Annotated in this window: 13 protein-coding genes and 1 pseudogene; 7 read left to right on the top strand and 7 right to left on the bottom strand. The window is 71.5% G+C overall.

Annotated features, from left to right (window positions below; genetic code table 11):
- Nucleotides 1-629 precede the first annotated feature (629 nt).
- The 7 genes from OG430_RS03130 to OG430_RS03160 all read left to right on the top strand — a co-directional run bounded on the left by OG430_RS03130 (nucleotide 630) and on the right by OG430_RS03160 (nucleotide 6,965).
- Complete coding sequence (locus OG430_RS03130) at nucleotides 630-1,712, top strand: beta-ketoacyl-ACP synthase 3 (RefSeq protein ID WP_327350820.1); 1,083 nt, start codon at nucleotides 630-632, stop codon at nucleotides 1,710-1,712.
- 73 nt (nucleotides 1,713-1,785) lie between these two features.
- Entirely contained in the window at nucleotides 1,786-2,034 is a 249-nt protein-coding gene (locus tag OG430_RS03135) for a phosphopantetheine-binding protein (RefSeq protein WP_327350821.1), read from the top strand.
- Nucleotides 2,031-3,260 carry a beta-ketoacyl-[acyl-carrier-protein] synthase family protein gene (locus tag OG430_RS03140; protein WP_327350822.1) on the top strand — a complete coding sequence of 410 codons (1,230 nt, stop codon included), beginning with the start codon at nucleotides 2,031-2,033 and terminating at the stop codon, nucleotides 3,258-3,260. Before OG430_RS03135 ends, OG430_RS03140 begins: the two co-directional genes overlap by 4 nt.
- 46 nt (nucleotides 3,261-3,306) lie before the next feature.
- Nucleotides 3,307-4,302, top strand: coding sequence for a 3-oxoacyl-ACP synthase III family protein (locus tag OG430_RS03145; RefSeq protein ID WP_327350823.1), 996 nt, complete (start codon nucleotides 3,307-3,309; stop codon nucleotides 4,300-4,302).
- 118 nt (nucleotides 4,303-4,420) lie between these two features.
- Nucleotides 4,421-5,182: a carboxymuconolactone decarboxylase family protein gene (locus OG430_RS03150; RefSeq protein WP_327350824.1), complete on the top strand. Its 762-nt coding sequence runs from the start codon at nucleotides 4,421-4,423 to the stop codon at nucleotides 5,180-5,182.
- 35 nt (nucleotides 5,183-5,217) lie between these two features.
- Entirely contained in the window at nucleotides 5,218-6,432 is a 1,215-nt protein-coding gene (locus OG430_RS03155; RefSeq protein ID WP_327350825.1) for a cytochrome P450, read from the top strand.
- A 107-nt stretch (nucleotides 6,433-6,539) separates the two neighbouring features.
- Nucleotides 6,540-6,965, top strand: a complete 426-nt coding sequence (locus OG430_RS03160; protein ID WP_327350826.1) for a hypothetical protein — start codon at nucleotides 6,540-6,542, stop codon at nucleotides 6,963-6,965.
- A 143-nt stretch (nucleotides 6,966-7,108) separates the two neighbouring features.
- Here OG430_RS03160 and OG430_RS03165 read toward each other — a convergent pair whose 3' ends face one another.
- The 7 genes and pseudogenes from OG430_RS03165 to OG430_RS03200 all read right to left on the bottom strand — a co-directional run bounded on the left by OG430_RS03165 (nucleotide 7,109) and on the right by OG430_RS03200 (nucleotide 15,604).
- A complete protein-coding gene (locus tag OG430_RS03165) occupies nucleotides 7,109-7,756 on the bottom strand; it encodes a fasciclin domain-containing protein (RefSeq protein WP_327350827.1) in 648 nt (215 codons plus the stop codon).
- A 75-nt stretch (nucleotides 7,757-7,831) separates the two neighbouring features.
- Nucleotides 7,832-9,439, bottom strand: coding sequence for a molybdopterin-dependent oxidoreductase (locus tag OG430_RS03170; protein ID WP_327350828.1), 1,608 nt, complete (start codon nucleotides 9,437-9,439; stop codon nucleotides 7,832-7,834).
- Nucleotides 9,440-9,658: 219 nt separating this feature from the next.
- Nucleotides 9,659-11,596 carry a hypothetical protein gene (locus OG430_RS03175; RefSeq protein ID WP_442816685.1) on the bottom strand — a complete coding sequence of 646 codons (1,938 nt, stop codon included), beginning with the start codon at nucleotides 11,594-11,596 and terminating at the stop codon, nucleotides 9,659-9,661.
- 248 nt (nucleotides 11,597-11,844) lie between these two features.
- A complete protein-coding gene (locus OG430_RS03180; protein WP_327350830.1) occupies nucleotides 11,845-13,209 on the bottom strand; it encodes a cryptochrome/photolyase family protein in 1,365 nt (454 codons plus the stop codon).
- A 10-nt stretch (nucleotides 13,210-13,219) separates the two neighbouring features.
- Nucleotides 13,220-13,963: an anti-sigma factor gene (locus tag OG430_RS03185; RefSeq protein WP_327350831.1), complete on the bottom strand. Its 744-nt coding sequence runs from the start codon at nucleotides 13,961-13,963 to the stop codon at nucleotides 13,220-13,222.
- A pseudogene (locus tag OG430_RS03190) lies at nucleotides 13,960-14,482 on the bottom strand (sigma-70 family RNA polymerase sigma factor). Before OG430_RS03190 ends, OG430_RS03185 begins: the two are co-directional and overlap by 4 nt.
- Before the next feature lie 570 nt (nucleotides 14,483-15,052).
- The gene (locus OG430_RS03200; RefSeq protein ID WP_327350832.1) at nucleotides 15,053-15,604 is read right to left on the bottom strand and encodes a GNAT family N-acetyltransferase; all 552 of its coding nucleotides are present in this window, start codon (nucleotides 15,602-15,604) and stop codon (nucleotides 15,053-15,055) included.
- Nucleotides 15,605-15,616 lie beyond the last annotated feature (12 nt).

A 15,616-nucleotide genomic window follows, 5' to 3' on the forward strand; every position in this document is an offset into this window, starting at 1 on the left:
GCACGTCGCACAGATCATCGAGCATGAAGACATGAATGATCCCTGGCTCGTCGCAGAGCTCCTACACGCCCACAGCCCCCACTCGCCCACCACCCCGACGCCGTTGCGTCCCGGATCCGGTGCGGACAGCGCTCGCCACGGACGGACACAGAAGCTTCGCTCCCCGAATTCAACACGTTCAACAACGGCCCGGGGCGTGGCGACCGCCTTGCCGGACAGGCCAGTTATTGACTGACCCGGCGAAGGGAACGACTGGGGCTTTTCGACCCCCCTCCCCCTCGTCATCCCGGCGCCACAATGGCGGCAAATCTTCACCCCTTGGCGTGACTCTCTTTCAGCGCAGCGGCCGTAACGTTTCCGCCAGAAGCCCCTTTGAGCTGCGCGATCGCCTCCGCTTCCCATTTCTAGGTTCTTCGTTCGAAGAACAGCCTGTTCTCCCCAAGATCCTTTGCGGCCTTATGGTCATGCCGATTCCAGCAGGACGTGATCTTGGGTGAGGTGTGGGTGTCTGGCGAACTCTTGTGCTGCGCCGCAGAGTTGAGGCTCTGTGGTGCAGCGGGGCGAAGTCCGCGACCCGAGGCTTTGGCGCTGTCCCGGCGGGCCCTGGGCCGGGACAGGGCCGCCCGGTGATGCTCCCTCTCGGATCCGGCCCGGCCGGGCAGCGGGCAGCCGTGCTCGAAGGTCTCGCCGGGATGGTGCCGCCGCGCGCGGTCACCAACGACGAGCTGCCGCCCGGCTGGGGCACCGACGACGCATGGGTACGCCGGCGCACCGGCATCGGGACACGGCATTGGGTCGCCCCGGGGGTCTCGACCGGGGACCTGGCCGTCGAGGCCGCACAACGCGCCCTCGACTCGGCAGCACTCGACCCGGCAGCCGCCGCGCCGATCGACGCGGTCATCGTGGCCACGTCGACTCCGGACCGGCCGATGCCCGCCATGGCACCGCAGCTGGCGCACCGGCTCGGGCTCGGCGAGGTGGCGGCGTGGGACGTCGCCGCCGCGTGCAGCGGTTTCGTGTACGCCCTCGCCACCGCCGCCGGGGTGATCGGAGCAGGCATCGCCCACCGGGTGCTCGTCGTCGCCGCCGAGGTGTACTCCACCCTGATCGCCCCGGACGACCGCAGCGCGGGCGTCGTCTTCGCGGACGGTGCGGGCGCGGTGCTGCTGCGCCGGGGCGAGCACGGCGAACCCGGCAGCGTCCTGGGCTTCGACCTCGGCAGTGACGGCTCCGGACACGAGCTGATCGAAGTACCGGGCGGCGGTGCACTCGCCCGGTCCGCGCCCCACCGGTACACCCGGGCGGACCTGCATTTCCGGATGCGGGGACGCGACGTCTTCCAGCACGCCGTCACCCGCATGACCCTGTCCTCACAACTTCTGCTCAAGAACGTCGGCTGGTCGGTGGACGACGTCGACCGGTTCGTCGCGCACCAGGCCAACGCCCGCATCCTGAGCGCCGTCGGCGAACGCATCCCCGTCCCCGCCGACCGACACGTCGCCAACATCGACAAGGTCGGCAACACCGGGGCGGCCTCCATTCCGCTGGCGCTCGCCGACGCCGCCGCAAGCGGCCGGCTCCGCGCCGGGGACCGCGTCCTGCTCACCTCCTTCGGCGCCGGACTCACCTGGGGCTCCGCAGCCCTGCTGTGGCCCGACCTCGGCCCGGTCCCGCCGGTCGACCACGCCGACGGTCCACCGCGCTCCGCCTGAGCGGCAGTTCCGCTCCCGCCCCGCAGTCCTTCCCCCGCAATTTCCCGTTCCACCCCACTGAAAGGGCACCGCCATGTCTGCGATCGACAGCGCGATCCACTCCGTACTGACCGGAAAGTTCGAGGTCGCACAGGACCACATCCGGCCCGAGGCCACACTGGAAAGCCTCGACCTCGACTCGCTCGCCCTGGCCGAACTCGCCCTGGCCCTGCAGGAGGAGCTGGGCGTGGAGGTGCACGAGCACGAGGCGACGAAGAGCACCACGGTCGGCGAACTCACCGCCACCCTGGCCGCCAAGCGCACCGCGGCAGGGGTGCTGTGACGGCTTCTCGCCGCGCGGTCGCCATCACCGGTCTGGGGCTCATCACCCCGGCCGGTGTCGGTCGCGAGGAAACCTGGACCGGCGTACTGCGCGGCGAGTCCACGGCAGCCCACGACCCCCTGCTCAAAGAGCTTCCCGTCGACTTCTCCTGCCGCATTCCCACGATGACGCCGCAACAGGGCCGGATCGGCGGCGGCAAGGCGTGGCGGATGGGACGGTTCTCCCAGCTCGCCGTGCTCGCCGCGCGCGAGGCCGTCGCCGACGCCGGTCTCGACCCGACGAGCTGGGACGGCGGCCGCGTGGCGGTCGTCATCGGCTCCGGGCTGGCCGGCGCCGCCCATCTGGAGGAACAGACGCTGCGCCTGCAGTCCGGCCCCGACCTCGTCTCCCCCGTCCTGATCCCGATGCTGATCTCCAACATGGCCGCCGGTGAGGTCCTCCTCGACCTGGGTGCGCGCGGCCCGTCCCTCGCGACGGAGACCGCGTGCGCCTCGGGGGCCAGCGCCCTGGCGGTCGCCCGTGACCTGCTGCTCTCCGGCGCCTGCGACATCGCGGTGGCCGGCGGCACCGAGGCGGCGATCAGCCCCGCGGTCACCGCCGGGTTCCAACGCATGGGCGCCCTGTCTACGCGTACCGCGGACCCTGCGGCCGCCTCCCGGCCGTTCGCCGCCGACCGCGACGGCTTCGTCATCTCCGAGGGCGCGGCCATCCTCGTGCTGGAGCGGGCCGAGGACGCGCACGCCCGTGGCCGACGAGGTTACGCCCACCTTGCGGGCGTCGGCCTCAGCTCGGACGCCCACCACCCCACCGCTCCCGCCCCCGGCGGCACCGTGGCGGAGGTGGCGCTGCGCGCGGCGATCCACGAGGCCGGTCTCACGCCCGCGGACGTCGACCACGTGAACTCCCATGGCACATCGACCCCGTTGAACGATCAGACCGAGGGCGAGCTCATCGCACGGGTCCTGCCCCACCGGCCCACGGTGACCTCCGCCAAGGGCGTGCTCGGGCACAGTCTCGGTGCGGCCGGCGCCATCGAGGCGGCCCTGACGGCCCTGTCGATCCACCACGCCACCGTCCCGCCCATCGCCAACCTCACCGCGGACACGCTCGCGTTCCCCCTGGACTGCGTGCTGGACCGGCCTCGGCGGCAGGCCGTACGGGCCGCGGCCAGCCATTCATTCGGGTTCGGCGGACACAACGTCGTGCTCGTCCTGTGCGCTGCCTGACCGCGACCACGCCGTCCCCGCCCCCCTTCAGGAAGTCACCTCCCCTGTGACCGTGCACAGCGCGCTCGCCCACGCGAGCGTCCACATCCCACCCGGCCGCCAGACCGTGGCCGAGGCCGAGGACCGCTTCCGGGCCCACAACCCCGGCATCACCCTGTCCCCCGGTGTCCTGCGGCACATGTACGGCCTCCTCGAGCGCACCGTGGCGCCCGCCGACGAGCAGCCCTCCGATCTCGCCGCCCACGCCGCGCGCACCTTGCTCGAAGAACACGGCACGGACCCCTCCGACATCGACCTGCTGCTGTTCGCCGGCATCCTCGCCGACATGGAGGAGCCGGCGACGGCCCACGTCGTCGCTGCCAAGCTGGGACTGGGGTGTCCCGTCTTCGACCTCAAGAACGCCTGCAACGGCGTCCTCAACGCCCTGGAGGTCGCCGACTCGTTCATCAAGTCCGGCCAGTACCGGCGCATCCTGGTCACCACCGCCGAGGTCAGCACCCGCGAGAGCCGCTGGTCGGTGGACGAGCCCGCCGACGTCCTGCACGCGCTGCCGAGTCTGAGCACCGGCGACATGGGCTCGGCCGTCCTGGTCGAGGCGGCCGAGCGGCCCGGCATCCTCGGCAGCCGCTTCTTCGCCAACTCGTGGGGCTGGCAGGCGGCGACACTGCCCAACCCGTACGCCCAGCACCGCACGCTCGGCCATCTGCGCATCGACTCGGCCGAGTTGCTGGCCTCCTTCGACGGCATGCCGGAACGGGTACGTGGCGCCCTTCACGACCTCGGGGTCAAACCCGACGACCTGGACCTCGCCTGCATCCACCAGCCGTCCGTCGCGTTCACCAAGGTCGCCTGCGAGTGGGTCGGCGTGGAGCAGGAGCAGATCCTGGCGACCTTCCCCCAGCACGGCAACGTCGCCACCAACACCATCCCCCTGCAGCTGGCCACCGCCCTGCGCACCGGGCGCCTGCAACGCGGCGACCTGGTCGGCCTGTTCGGCTTCGCCAGCGGCGCCAGCAGCGGCCTGATGCTGTGCGAATGGTGAGCCCGTGCCCCACGCCCACCCGGCCGATCCCTCACTTCGGAGTCACCCGATGCCCCTCCCCTCCCCCGCGCCAACCACTTCACAGGGCCCCGGTGAGGCAGCGCCCCGTATCGCTCCCGTGCCACCGGAGCAGTGGCCCGAGGCCCTGCACTCGGTCCTCGACGCGTCCCGCAAGGACGGGCCCGGCCGGACCAACCTCTTCGGCACGCTCGCCCACCATCTGCCGCTGGCCCAGGCCTGGTTGGCGCTCGCCCGCGTACTGACGCACGACGGCGCCCTGTCCGCACGCGACCGCGAACTGGTCATCCTGCGCACCGCGCACCGGCTCGACTGTGCCTTCGTCCACGACCGCCACACGGGCCAAGCGCGGCACGCCGGGCTGGGGCCCGACGAGACGGCGGCGACCGCGGCGCCTCTTTCCGCACACGTCTGGTCCTCTGACGATCTGTCACTCCTGCAGACGGTCGACGCGCTGGCCGACCACACCGACGTACCGGATGACTTGTGGGAGCGGCTGGCCGGGCGCCTGCACCCCGACCAGCTGGTCGAGTTCCTGCTCCTTGCCGGGCAGACGGCGACGATGTGCATGACGCTGCGCACCCTGCGCACGCCACCCGACACTCCCAGCCCCACCGGGCCGCCGTCCGCTCGGGCCTGCGATGCCGTCCCGCACCAGGCGTTCGACGTACGCATCGACCGCGAGCGGTGCTGCAGCTCGGGCCAGTGCGTCGGCACCGCCCCCGACGTCTTCGAGCAGAACGACGAGGACGGACTGGTGATGCTCCGCCCCGGGCACCGGGCAGCCACCGTGCAGGGCGCGGTCCGGCTGGCGGCCGCGCTGTGCCCCGGTGGAGCGATCACCGTCACCCCGAAGCCCTGAGCAGCCCTTCCCCGCCACCGGAAAGACCCCTCCCCATGCCTCTCACCTCGGCCGCGCCCACCCTCACCCTCCCGGCCGCGTACGGCACTTGCCCCTACGACCCGCCGCCCGCCTACCTGCAGGCCGCGGCCGAAGAACCCCTCACCCGCACCACGCTGCCGGACGGCTCACCGTGCTGGCTGATCACCGGGTATCAGGAGGTCAGGGCCGTCCTGGCCGACTCCCGCTTCAGCGCCGACGCCCGCACCCCGGGCTTCCCCTTCCTGTCCCCGGGACAGCGCCAACTGGCCACCGCCAAGCCGAGCTTCATCCGCATGGACGACCCCGAACACGCCCGGCTGCGGCGCATGGTCACCAAGGACTTCCTGGTGAAGCGCATCGACGCGCTGCGGCCCGGCATCCAGCGCATCGTCGACGAGGCGATCGACCGCATGGTCGCCAAGGGAGCCCCGGCCGATCTGGTCTCCGACTTCGCCCTGCCGGTGCCCTCGCTGGTGATCTGCCTGATGCTGGGCGTCCCGTACGAGGACCACGACCTCTTCCAGTCGCTGAGCCGCACCCTGCTCGACAACAACACCACCCACGAGCAGGCCACCCACGCCCACCACGAGCTCATGTCGTACCTGGCCGAACTCGCCGCCCGCAAACAGGAAGAGCCCGGCGACGACATCCTCAGCCGGCTCGTGGCCCGCGACGACCTCACCCCGCAGGAGACGGCCTCCCTGGGCTTCCTGCTCCTGGTCACCGGCCACGAGAGCACGGCCAACATGAGCGCGATCGCCACGCTGGCGCTGCTCCGGGACACGCAGCAGGCGGCACTGCTGCGCGAGGACCCGGAGCGAATTCCGGCGGCCGTCGAAGAGTTGCTGCGCCACCTGACCATCATCCATCTCGGTCTGGCACGAGTGGCGAAGGAGCCGGTCACCCTCGCGGGAAGGTCCATCGCCGCCGGCGACGGAGTGATCTGCATGCTGTCCACCGCCAACCGCGACATGGAACTCTTCGCTCCGGAGGGCTGCGCCCACCCTTCCCAACTCGACCTCACACGCGATGCACGCCGCCATCTCGCCTTCGGCTTCGGCGTCCACCAATGCCTCGGACAGCCCCTCGCTCGCGCCGAGTTGCAGATCATCCTGGGCACGCTGCTGCGCCGCCTGCCGATGCTGCGACTCGCGGTCCCCGAGGATGAGCTCGAGTTCAGCAGCAAGAGCATTGTGTACGGAGTGAGGGCGCTGCCCGTTTCCTGGTGATCCCGTAATCAGGTCCGGTCAGGACGTGGCACCCAGGACTCAGACCGCATCAAGGCGGCCCTGCCCAGCCTCTTGGTGATCAGTCGGCCGTCTGCTTGACTGCGCGGATGATTACGGGGCTCTGCGTTCTCGGCGGCGTGCTGATGGGGTCGTTCATCGTGGCATGGCGAGCGCGGCGGATCGCCGCTCGGGCCGAGGCGGGTAAGGCAGCCACCCTCCAGGTCGGCGCCAACCGGCCGGACGCCGGGCGGCGATACAGCCTGGGCCGGGTGCGATCCGATCAGGAGTTCCGATGGGAGCCGCGCTGGTCGTGGAGTCGGCAGCGTGAGCTCCCGGCAGAACTGCGCTACGTCCGGACACGCAAGCTGACGGCCGGTGAAGTGTGGCGGCTCCCGGCCGGCGTGATGCTGATCGAGTGCGAATCGGCCGAGGGACCGGTACGGCTGTGGGTCCGTGAGGCGTACGCCGCGCACGTCGCGGAGATGATCCGCCGCGCAGGCGCCACGGACCTGCCGGAGCCCCAGACGATGTGACGCGGAGCATCGGGGACAGGCATGAGGCCCTTCTGATGTTCACCGATGGAAGCCGCGTGCTGTGTCATACGAGGTTGCCCGCCCGGCCGAGGACCGCGAAGTCCCCGGCCGGACGGGCGGGTTGGGCTTGAACCCCGTGGGGGCTACATCTTCGGCATCAGGACAGTGTCGACGATGTAGACCGTCGCGTTGGCCGTCGGGACGTTGCCGCAGACGACCTTGGAGGAGTCGTTGACGGTGTAGGCCTCACCCGAGCCCGCGGTGGTGAGCTTGCTCTTCTCGAGCGTGTCGTAGGAGCCGTTCTCGAGCTGCTGCGGGGTGAGCTTCTGGCCCACGACGTGGTACGTCAGGATCTTGGTGAGCTGCTCCTTGTCGGCCAGGACCTTGTCGAGGTCGGCCTTGGGGATCTTGGAGAAGGCGTCGTTGGTGGGCGCGAACACCGTGATGTTCTCGGCGTTGTTGAGGGTGTCGACCAGGCCGGCCTTCTTCACCGCGGTGACCAGGGTGGACAAGGCGGGGTTGTTCGAGGCGGCGGTGGCGACGGGGTCCTTGGCCATGCCGGCGAAGCTGCCGGCGCCGTCCTTCGGGACGGTGGCGCAGGCCGGGCCGAACGGGCCGGACATGGGGTCGGCGCTCGACTTCTCCTCGGTACTCTTCGTCGCGCTGGGGCTCTTGTCCGCGGCCTGGTCGGTGCTCTTGCTGTCGTCGGAACAGGCGGCAAGCGAGAACGGCAGGACGAGCGCGGCGGTGGCGGCCACGGTGATGCGGCGCAGACGGCGGGTGGCGTTCATGGTGTTCTCCTAGGGCTTGGGCCTGCGGTGTGCGGACCCTGGTGTACGGGGGGGTGTGGGAGGGCGGTTGCGGGGTCAGGTCACGTTGACCACCACCGAGTGCCGGCCGGAGGCGCCGTCCGGGATGGTCCGGGTGCGCCTGTCGGTCTGTGTGGTGCCGGTGCGGTCGGTGGCGCGGACCTGGAGGGTGTGCGAGCCGGCCGTGGCGGGCCACTGCCAACTCCACTGCCGCCAGGTGTCCAAGGGGCCCTCGGCCGCCAACTCGGCCTCCTGCCAGGGCTCGTCGTCTACGCGGACTTCGACGCGGTCGATGCCCGTGTGCTGGGCCCAGGCGACGCCCGCCACGACAACCCGGCCCGCTGCCGGGCGGGCGAAGGGCTTGGGGGTGTCGATGCGGGACTGGGTCTTGATGGGTGCCTCGCGGGCCCAGTCGCGCTGGACCCAGTAGGCGTCGTAGTCGTCGAACGTGGTCAGTTCGAGGTCCTGGATCCACTTGCAGGCCGAGACGTAGCCGTACAGCCCGGGCACGAGCATCCGGACCGGGAAGCCGTGGTCGAAGGGCAGCGGCTCGCCGTTCATGCCGACGGCGAGCATCGCGTCCCGGCCGTCCATGACGGTCTCCACCGGGCTGCCGATGGTCATCCCGTCCACCGAGCGCGCCACCAGCTGGTCAGCCGGGCCGCCCTGGGACGGCGGTCGCACGCCTGCCTCTTCCAGAAGGTCCTTCAGGCGTACGCCGAGCCAGCGCGCGGAGCTGACGTACGGGCCGCCGACCTCGTTCGAGACGCAGGTCATGGTGATGTCGCGCTCGATGAGGTCGCGCTGCAGCAGATCCCGGAAGTCGAGGGCGAGCGGTTCGCCAACTCCCTTGCCGTGTAAGCGCATCCGCCATCGATCGGCGTCCATGCGGGGCACCTTGAGGGCGGTGTCGACGCGGTAGAAGTCGCGGTTCGGTGTGGTGAACGGGGCCACGTCGCGGATCCGCAGGTCAACTCCGCGGGCCGGCGTGGGGGCCGGTGAGGAGGGAGTTGGCAGCCGGACCGCCGCCCGGGACGCCTCGGCCTCCGCGGCGGTGGTCGCGTTCAATCGGCGGCCGGTCAGTCCGGCCGCTGTGGAGGCCACGGCCACGCCCGCCGTGGCCAGGACGAAGCCTCTGCGGTTCGGGCCCTCGGTGCTTCCGCGTTGTGGGCCCCCGGTGGCTGCGGCGCCGACTTCCGCAGCCACCGGGGTGCTCAGGAACCCGGACAGCAGGTACAGGGCGCCGGCACCGCAGAGCGCCCCGACCAGGGAGGGCACGGCGTCGACGGAGCCGGTGGAATCCGGACGCGACACCGCAGCCAGCGCACCGACCAGGCCGAAGGCGAACACACCCGCCGTAGCTGTGCGCCGCCTGTGCAACGCGAGTACCCCCATCGCCACGGCGAACACCGCGAGCACCGCGAGAATCCCCAGTTGCAGCACCAGCTTGTCGTTGGTCCCGAACTGCCGGATCGCCCAGTCCTTCACCCCGGAGGGGGTGCGGTCGATGGCCGCGCCACCGACCGCCGTGACCGGGCCCGCCTCGGGGCGTACGGCCACGGACACAAGTTCCGCGACGCCCAGCGCCACGTACCCGGCCACCAGGCCGCTCAGCGCGGGCAGCGTTCCGGTGATGGCGGACTTGCCTCGTGTGCTCACAGCCATGATTCGGAGCAACAGGGGCAACGGGCTTGGTCATTCACCCCATCGGGTCACGCGCTTCTCTGTCTACGCAGGTCACGGAAGTCCGACCAAGCCACATCGGCGTCGGCTCCGAATAGCTCTTGCGGGGACGGCGTCGCCTCCGGATCCGTAGGGCCCGAACCGTCCTCATGAGACGCGGGTTCTACGGAGCGGCCACGGAAGAGGGCTCCGCGGCCGACGTCAACCGGCCGGTGAGCCCCCCACCGGTGCCAGGCGCGAGCCGTCGGAGAGCCTTGCCCGCACCTCGACCCGGGCGCCTTCGGGGGCCTCGCGGGCCAGGGTCCGGCCCTGCACCGACGCGTCCACCGCGCCAGATGCCTCGATCGCGGTGACCTCCCGGCTGCCCGCGGCGAGCAGGAACCGATCGCCGGACGGCGCCTTCCACTGGGTGGCCGCGAGGACGTGCTGCCCGAACCGGCTGCAGGCGGCGGTCGATCGGGCCCGGCCCACCACCGGCGCGTCCGCCGAAGCCGATCGGGCCGGCGCCTTGAACTGCAGCAGGACGTGGCCCGGTCCGCGCCAGGTGGTGGCCCGGGTGCAGGACCACACGGCACGTCCGGCGTTCTGCGGCAGCTGCTGGGCGGCGAAGTCCCAGACGTTCACGGCCCGTACGCCGTCGTCGCGGAACTCGTCGAGTCGGCAGGCCGTACGGGCCCAACTGACCAGTGCGGTCGAGCTGGTGGCCTCACGGGGCTGTCGGGCCGGCACCCCGTTGCCGGGCAGTGGCGTGTAGCTCAGGTGCGCCGGTGTGAGGCCGCCGAGATCGGTGACCAGGAAGGCGTGCTTCTCCACGATGCGCTCGGAGGAACGCAGTTGGAGCACCGGCCAGGTGTCGCAGCCACCGGCCGACGGTGTGCGTACCGCCTCGGTGAGGCCGTCCTCGGTCACGTCGAGGGGGCGGCCGGGGGTGTCGGGGTGCAGCAGATCGCGGCGCTGCGACTCCGCGATCCACGGCGCCAGAAGATAGCGGGTTCCCTTACCGCCGTTGAAGAGTGCGATCGCGGCGGCCGTGGTGACATTGGCGTCGTCGGCGCGTGCGAGGGCGAGCGTGACGTCCGTACCGGCTGCCGTCTCGCTGTAGCGGACCAGGCGCTGCCCGTCGTGGAGCACCACGACGGCATGGGCGTCCACGTCACCGGCGTACAGCAACTGCGGTGTGCTGCCGGGTGGTTCCGCGCGGGTGCCGGGACTGCGGGTGATCCGGGTTCCCTTCGGCGGCGCGGCCCAGGTGGCCAGGGCTCGGGTGAGCAGGTCACGATCGTCGGTGCGGTCGCCCCGGGCGGGCCAGGCGGTGAAGTCGACACGTGAGGTGTCGGCCCAGTCGTCGCCCGGCACCCGGCGCAGGTCATCGGGCCCCGGGGCCGAAGCAGGGAGGGCGGGCCGGGCGACGTGCTGCGGTACGTCGCTCCCGGAGCCAAGGGTGATCGTCACCACGAGAACGGCCGTGGCCACCAGCGCGGTGACGGCCCAAGCCAGCTGGAAGCGGTGCCTGCGCCGCAGCAGATCGGTGGGGCGGGTCTGCACCGAGCAGGCGTCGAACTCCTGTGATCGCAGAAGCGTTTCGGCCGGTGGGCCAGCCGTGGCGTCCAGCGTGCGCGCGGTCCGCAGGGCCGACCCGGGATGCGGCTGCCCCGCGGCCCGCAGCAGCTCCAGGACCTCCCTGTCGGCGAGCCCGTCCAGGCGCCGGAGCACGAAGGCGGCGCGGGCCGCGGCCGGCACCTGCGCCAGCGCATGACTGAGGGCGATCTCCTCGGCGCCGCCCGCCCGCGGGAACAGCCGCAGCCCCCACACCACCGGCAACGACATCGTCAGGGCGCGCGGCGGCGGCAGCAGGGCCGGCCAACCGCGCGGACGCCGCTCGTAGGCCAGCGCCGCCGACAGCACCCGGACCCGCAGCCAGGCGGCCACGGCCTGGTCACCGGGGCTGCGCTGCGCGGGCACCCGGGTCGCACGGCCGGCCCGGAACCCCGCATAGCCGGGCAGGGCGCGCTGCACCAGACTGTGTGCGACGAGGACGCGTCGGTGCCGGGTCAAGGTGGCGGGCAGCGTCAGATACGCCAGGCTCACCAGGCGCGTGTACTGGTCGACCAGGGTGGCCTCGGCCTGATCGAGCGGCATCGCCTGGGCGCCGGAATCGGCGCGGCGGCGGGATGTGAGCACGGGACAGGCTGCCTTCCGAGACGCGTCACGCTGGACTGATTCCACTCCACCAAACGAGTGAGTCAGGTGATGGTCACAGCAGCGGCCCGTCGAACTGGCGATCCGCACTCGCCACTCCGACGGGCGGGGCGGCGGCCGGCATCCCGCATCCGTATCCCGTATCCGGCATCCGGCATCCGGCATCCGGCATCCGGCATCCGCCGGACTTAGTCCAACGAGCGCGCCTGCTTGAACCGGGCCAGCCCGTCGGGGAGTTCGACCAGCGGGTCCGGATAGTCGTGGCGGGCCCGCTCCAGCCCGGGCAGCTTCCACGGCTCGTGGACCGCCGCCCCTTCGAGCCCGGCGAGTTCGGGCACCCACTGGCGTACGTAGTCGCCTTGCGGGTCGTGGCGTTTGGCCTGGGTGACCGGATTGAGGACCCGGTTGGGGCGCGTGTCGGTGCCGGTGCCCGCCACCCACTGCCAGTTGAGCTGGTTGTTCGCCACGTCTCCGTCCACCAGGAGGTCGAGGAAGTGCCGGGCCCCGATCCGCCAGTCCAGATAGAGGGTCTTGGCGAGGAAGCTCGCGGTCAGCATGCGGGCCCGGCCGGGCATCCATCCCTCGTGGCGCAGCTGGCGCATCGCGGCGTCGATCACCGGGTAGCCGGTGCGGCCCGTGCGCCAGGCCTCGGCCTCCTCGTCGTCGTGGCGCCAGTGGTCGTGCCGGGTGCGGTAGTCGGCCACCGCGGCGCGTGGCCGGGCCGCGAGGACCTGGTGATGGAAGTCCCGCCAGGCCAGCTGGCGAATGAACGCCTCCGCGCCCGGTCCGCCGACTGCCCCTGCCCGGTGCACGAGTTCGGTCGCGGACAGGGAGCCGAAGTGCACGTGTCCCGAGAGCCGGGACGTGCCGTCGGCGGCCAGCTCCGACTGCTGATCGGCGTACTGGTGCAGCCCCTTGTGCAGCCAGTCGACGAGCAGCGACCGACCGGCCCGTTCCCCGCCCCGGGCAAGGCCCGCAGAGACGCCCGTGATCTTCGCGGGCTCGGGAAGCGGTCCGGATCCGACGTCCTCCGGTACGCGCACGGCGCGCGGGGCCGGTGCCACGTTGCGCATGGCGTGGGCCTGCCACCGCCGGAAGTACGGCGTGAACACCGCGAAGTGATCGCTGCTCTGCGGAACCTCGGCGCCCGGCGCGACCACCGTGACCACCGCATCGTGTACGTGCAGGGAGCAGCCCACGGCGCCCAGGGCCGTACGCAGCTTCGCCTCGCGGCGCTGTGCGTACGCGCTGGAGCCCGCGGCCAGGTGCACCTGCTGTGCTCCGGTCCGCGCGACGAGCGCGCAGACCTCGTCCACGACCTTCCCGGCGCGCACCACGAGTCGGCCGCCGCGCTCGCGCAGCCCGGCATCCAGGTCGGCCAGACAATCGGCGAGGAAGGCCCGCCGGTTGGGGGCGTCGAAGCCCGCCGCATGGACGCCCTCATCCAGGACGAACAGCGGCACCACATGGTCGCCGGCACGTACCGCGGCGGTCAGCACCGGGTTGTCGTGCAGCCGTAGGTCGGCGGTGAACAGACAGACAGAAACGGTCAACGCCGCACTCCTAAACGGGAAATGACATGAGGCCGAGCGGTTCGGTCGTGGGCTGCGGTGAGCCGCCCGCGGGTTCGACGGTGATGCCCATGCCGGTCGCGTCACCGATCCTGCCGTCCAGCAGGACGGTGCGCTGGATGCCTTGGCCGCTGAGCAGACCGGCCGGCCGCATGGCGTCGCCGTCGTCGAACCACAGTTGGTACACCTTGCCGTCCGTCAGTCTCGGCAGGCCGGCGGCGATGAACGCGGCGCGGTCCCGGGACCGCGAGACGATCACGGTGCCGCGTGCGCCGTCACGGAGGTTGCCGACGGTGACTTCGGCGTCCGGTGCGGCCAGCACGTCGGCCATGTCGGCGGCCCGCTGCCGGTCCTCGCGCGCCTGCGAGCGGGCTTCCTCGGCGGACTGGTGCTGCCACACCGCGATCCCGCCGAACGCGGCCGCGGCGGCCAAGCCGGCCGCCAGCGCCAGGCGGGGCAGCGTCCGCTTCCACGCACGAGCGGTGCCGCGCGCCGTGACCTGCGGGGGTTCCTGCCGCACGGTGACGATGCGCTGCAGGACCTGTTCCCGCATGCGCTCGGGCGGCTCTGCGGACACGGCCAGGCCCAGCCGGGCGGCCGTCGCGGCGAGTTCCCGGACCTCTTGGTTGCACGCCTCGCACACCACCAGATGACGCTCGAACTCCGTGCGCTCGGCCTCGGACAGCGCGTGCAGGACGTAGGCCCCTGTCGCGGTGTGCAGGTCGGCGGTGCTCATGCGCTCACCCCCAGGCAGTCGCGCAGCCGGATCAGTCCGTCGCGCAGGCGGGTCTTGACCGTTCCCAGGGGGAGCGTCAGCAGTTGGGCGACTTCGCGATAGGTCAACCCGCGATAGTAGGCAAGGGTCACGGCCTCACGCTGCAGTGTGGTGAGGGCGCCCAGACAGCGGCGTACCCGCTGCTGCTCCAGTCGGGTCTCGACCTGCTCGGTGACCTCGTCGTACGCGGGTGTCCGCGCCAGCAACGCGGCCTTGTGCTCCCGCTCGGCGGCGGCCTGCGCGGAGCGCACCCGCGTCCACCGCGCGCCGGTGCGCGAGCGTCATCACCCACGTCATGGCACTGCCCTTCTCCGGCCGGAACCGGGCAGCGGTCCGCCAGACATCCACCAGCACTTCCTGAGCAACCTCCTCGGACTGTGCAGGATCACGCAGCACACTGCGCACCAGACCGAGCACAGGACCGCTCACCAGGTCGTAGACCTGCGCGAACGCCTCCTGGTCACCGCGCGCCACCTCCATCAGGGATGCCGCCAGGTCCGGCCCGGACGGTGGGGTCGGAGTGGAATCGGCACTGTGCGCAGCCCTCACAGGACTCCCTTGTCGACCATCCGTGTGGCCTTCCTCATTGCATGGCGGTCCCGATCAGAGACGGCCCGGTGGACACCGTGTCACCAGTTGTTCGGAGCGGTGCCGTCCGCGGATTGGTCTTGGCGGGACAGGTGATCGAGCTGTCCGAGGACCACTGACACGCACGGCCGACATTTCTGTGACGAAGGGGACCCGTCCGCAAGCCCCACGGCTCCGAATAGGGTCTGGTGGCCTGGTGGCCACGGAATGCCACAGGACCCGACCTACACAGAAGGGCAGTGATTCGTGCTGCTGTGGGACGACGCCCCCGGTCCCCACTCGTGCTGACTCACGGCGCCGCGTCGCCCGTCGCGGCCGTCCTCTTTCTCCACGGTGGGCGCGAGTTCGGTACGAAGAGGCCTCCCCCATGGAACCTGCCGGGGCTGCGGATGCGGCCCTTCGCCCGGTCCCTCATCCGGGCGACGGGCGGTCACCGCATCGCGGTCGCACGGGTCCGCCCGGTCACTTCCCCAGGGCTCGCCACTCCGGTCCAAGGACCGCCCAGACCTGCTTGTCGTAGCGCGTGCCCTCGTACGGCCACGCCTCGCGGCGCACACCCTCCAGCGTCATGCCGAGCCGCTTGGCCACCGCCGAGCTGCGATCGTTGTCGGCCCGGCAGTGCCACTCGGCCCGGTGCAGTCCCCGGGTCGTGAGCGCCCAGTCCAGCAGCGCACCGCACGCCTGGGTGATCAGACCGTGGCCCTCGCCGGACGGCTCCAGCCAGCACCCGATCTCGCACGAGCCGAAAGCGGCGTCGAAATCGGTGAACATCACGCCGCCGACCAGTACGCCATCCCGCCGGATGCCGTACAGGCGGGCGCCGTCGGCGGCCTGGCGTTCGGCGTACCGCTGAAGCGTGGCCCGCGCTCCGTCCACGTCGTCGGTGACGAATCCGGCCCCGACCCACGGCCGGATGTGCTCGCGGGCCCGGTCCAGATGGGCTGCGAACTCCTCGGCGTGCCAGACCTCCAGCGGTGCGAGGCAAGCACCGTCGCGCAGAGCCAACGAGAACATCAGACCCCTCCT

The sequence above is a fragment of the Streptomyces sp. NBC_01304 genome, from assembly GCF_035975855.1.
GTDB lineage: Bacteria > Actinomycetota > Actinomycetes > Streptomycetales > Streptomycetaceae > Streptomyces.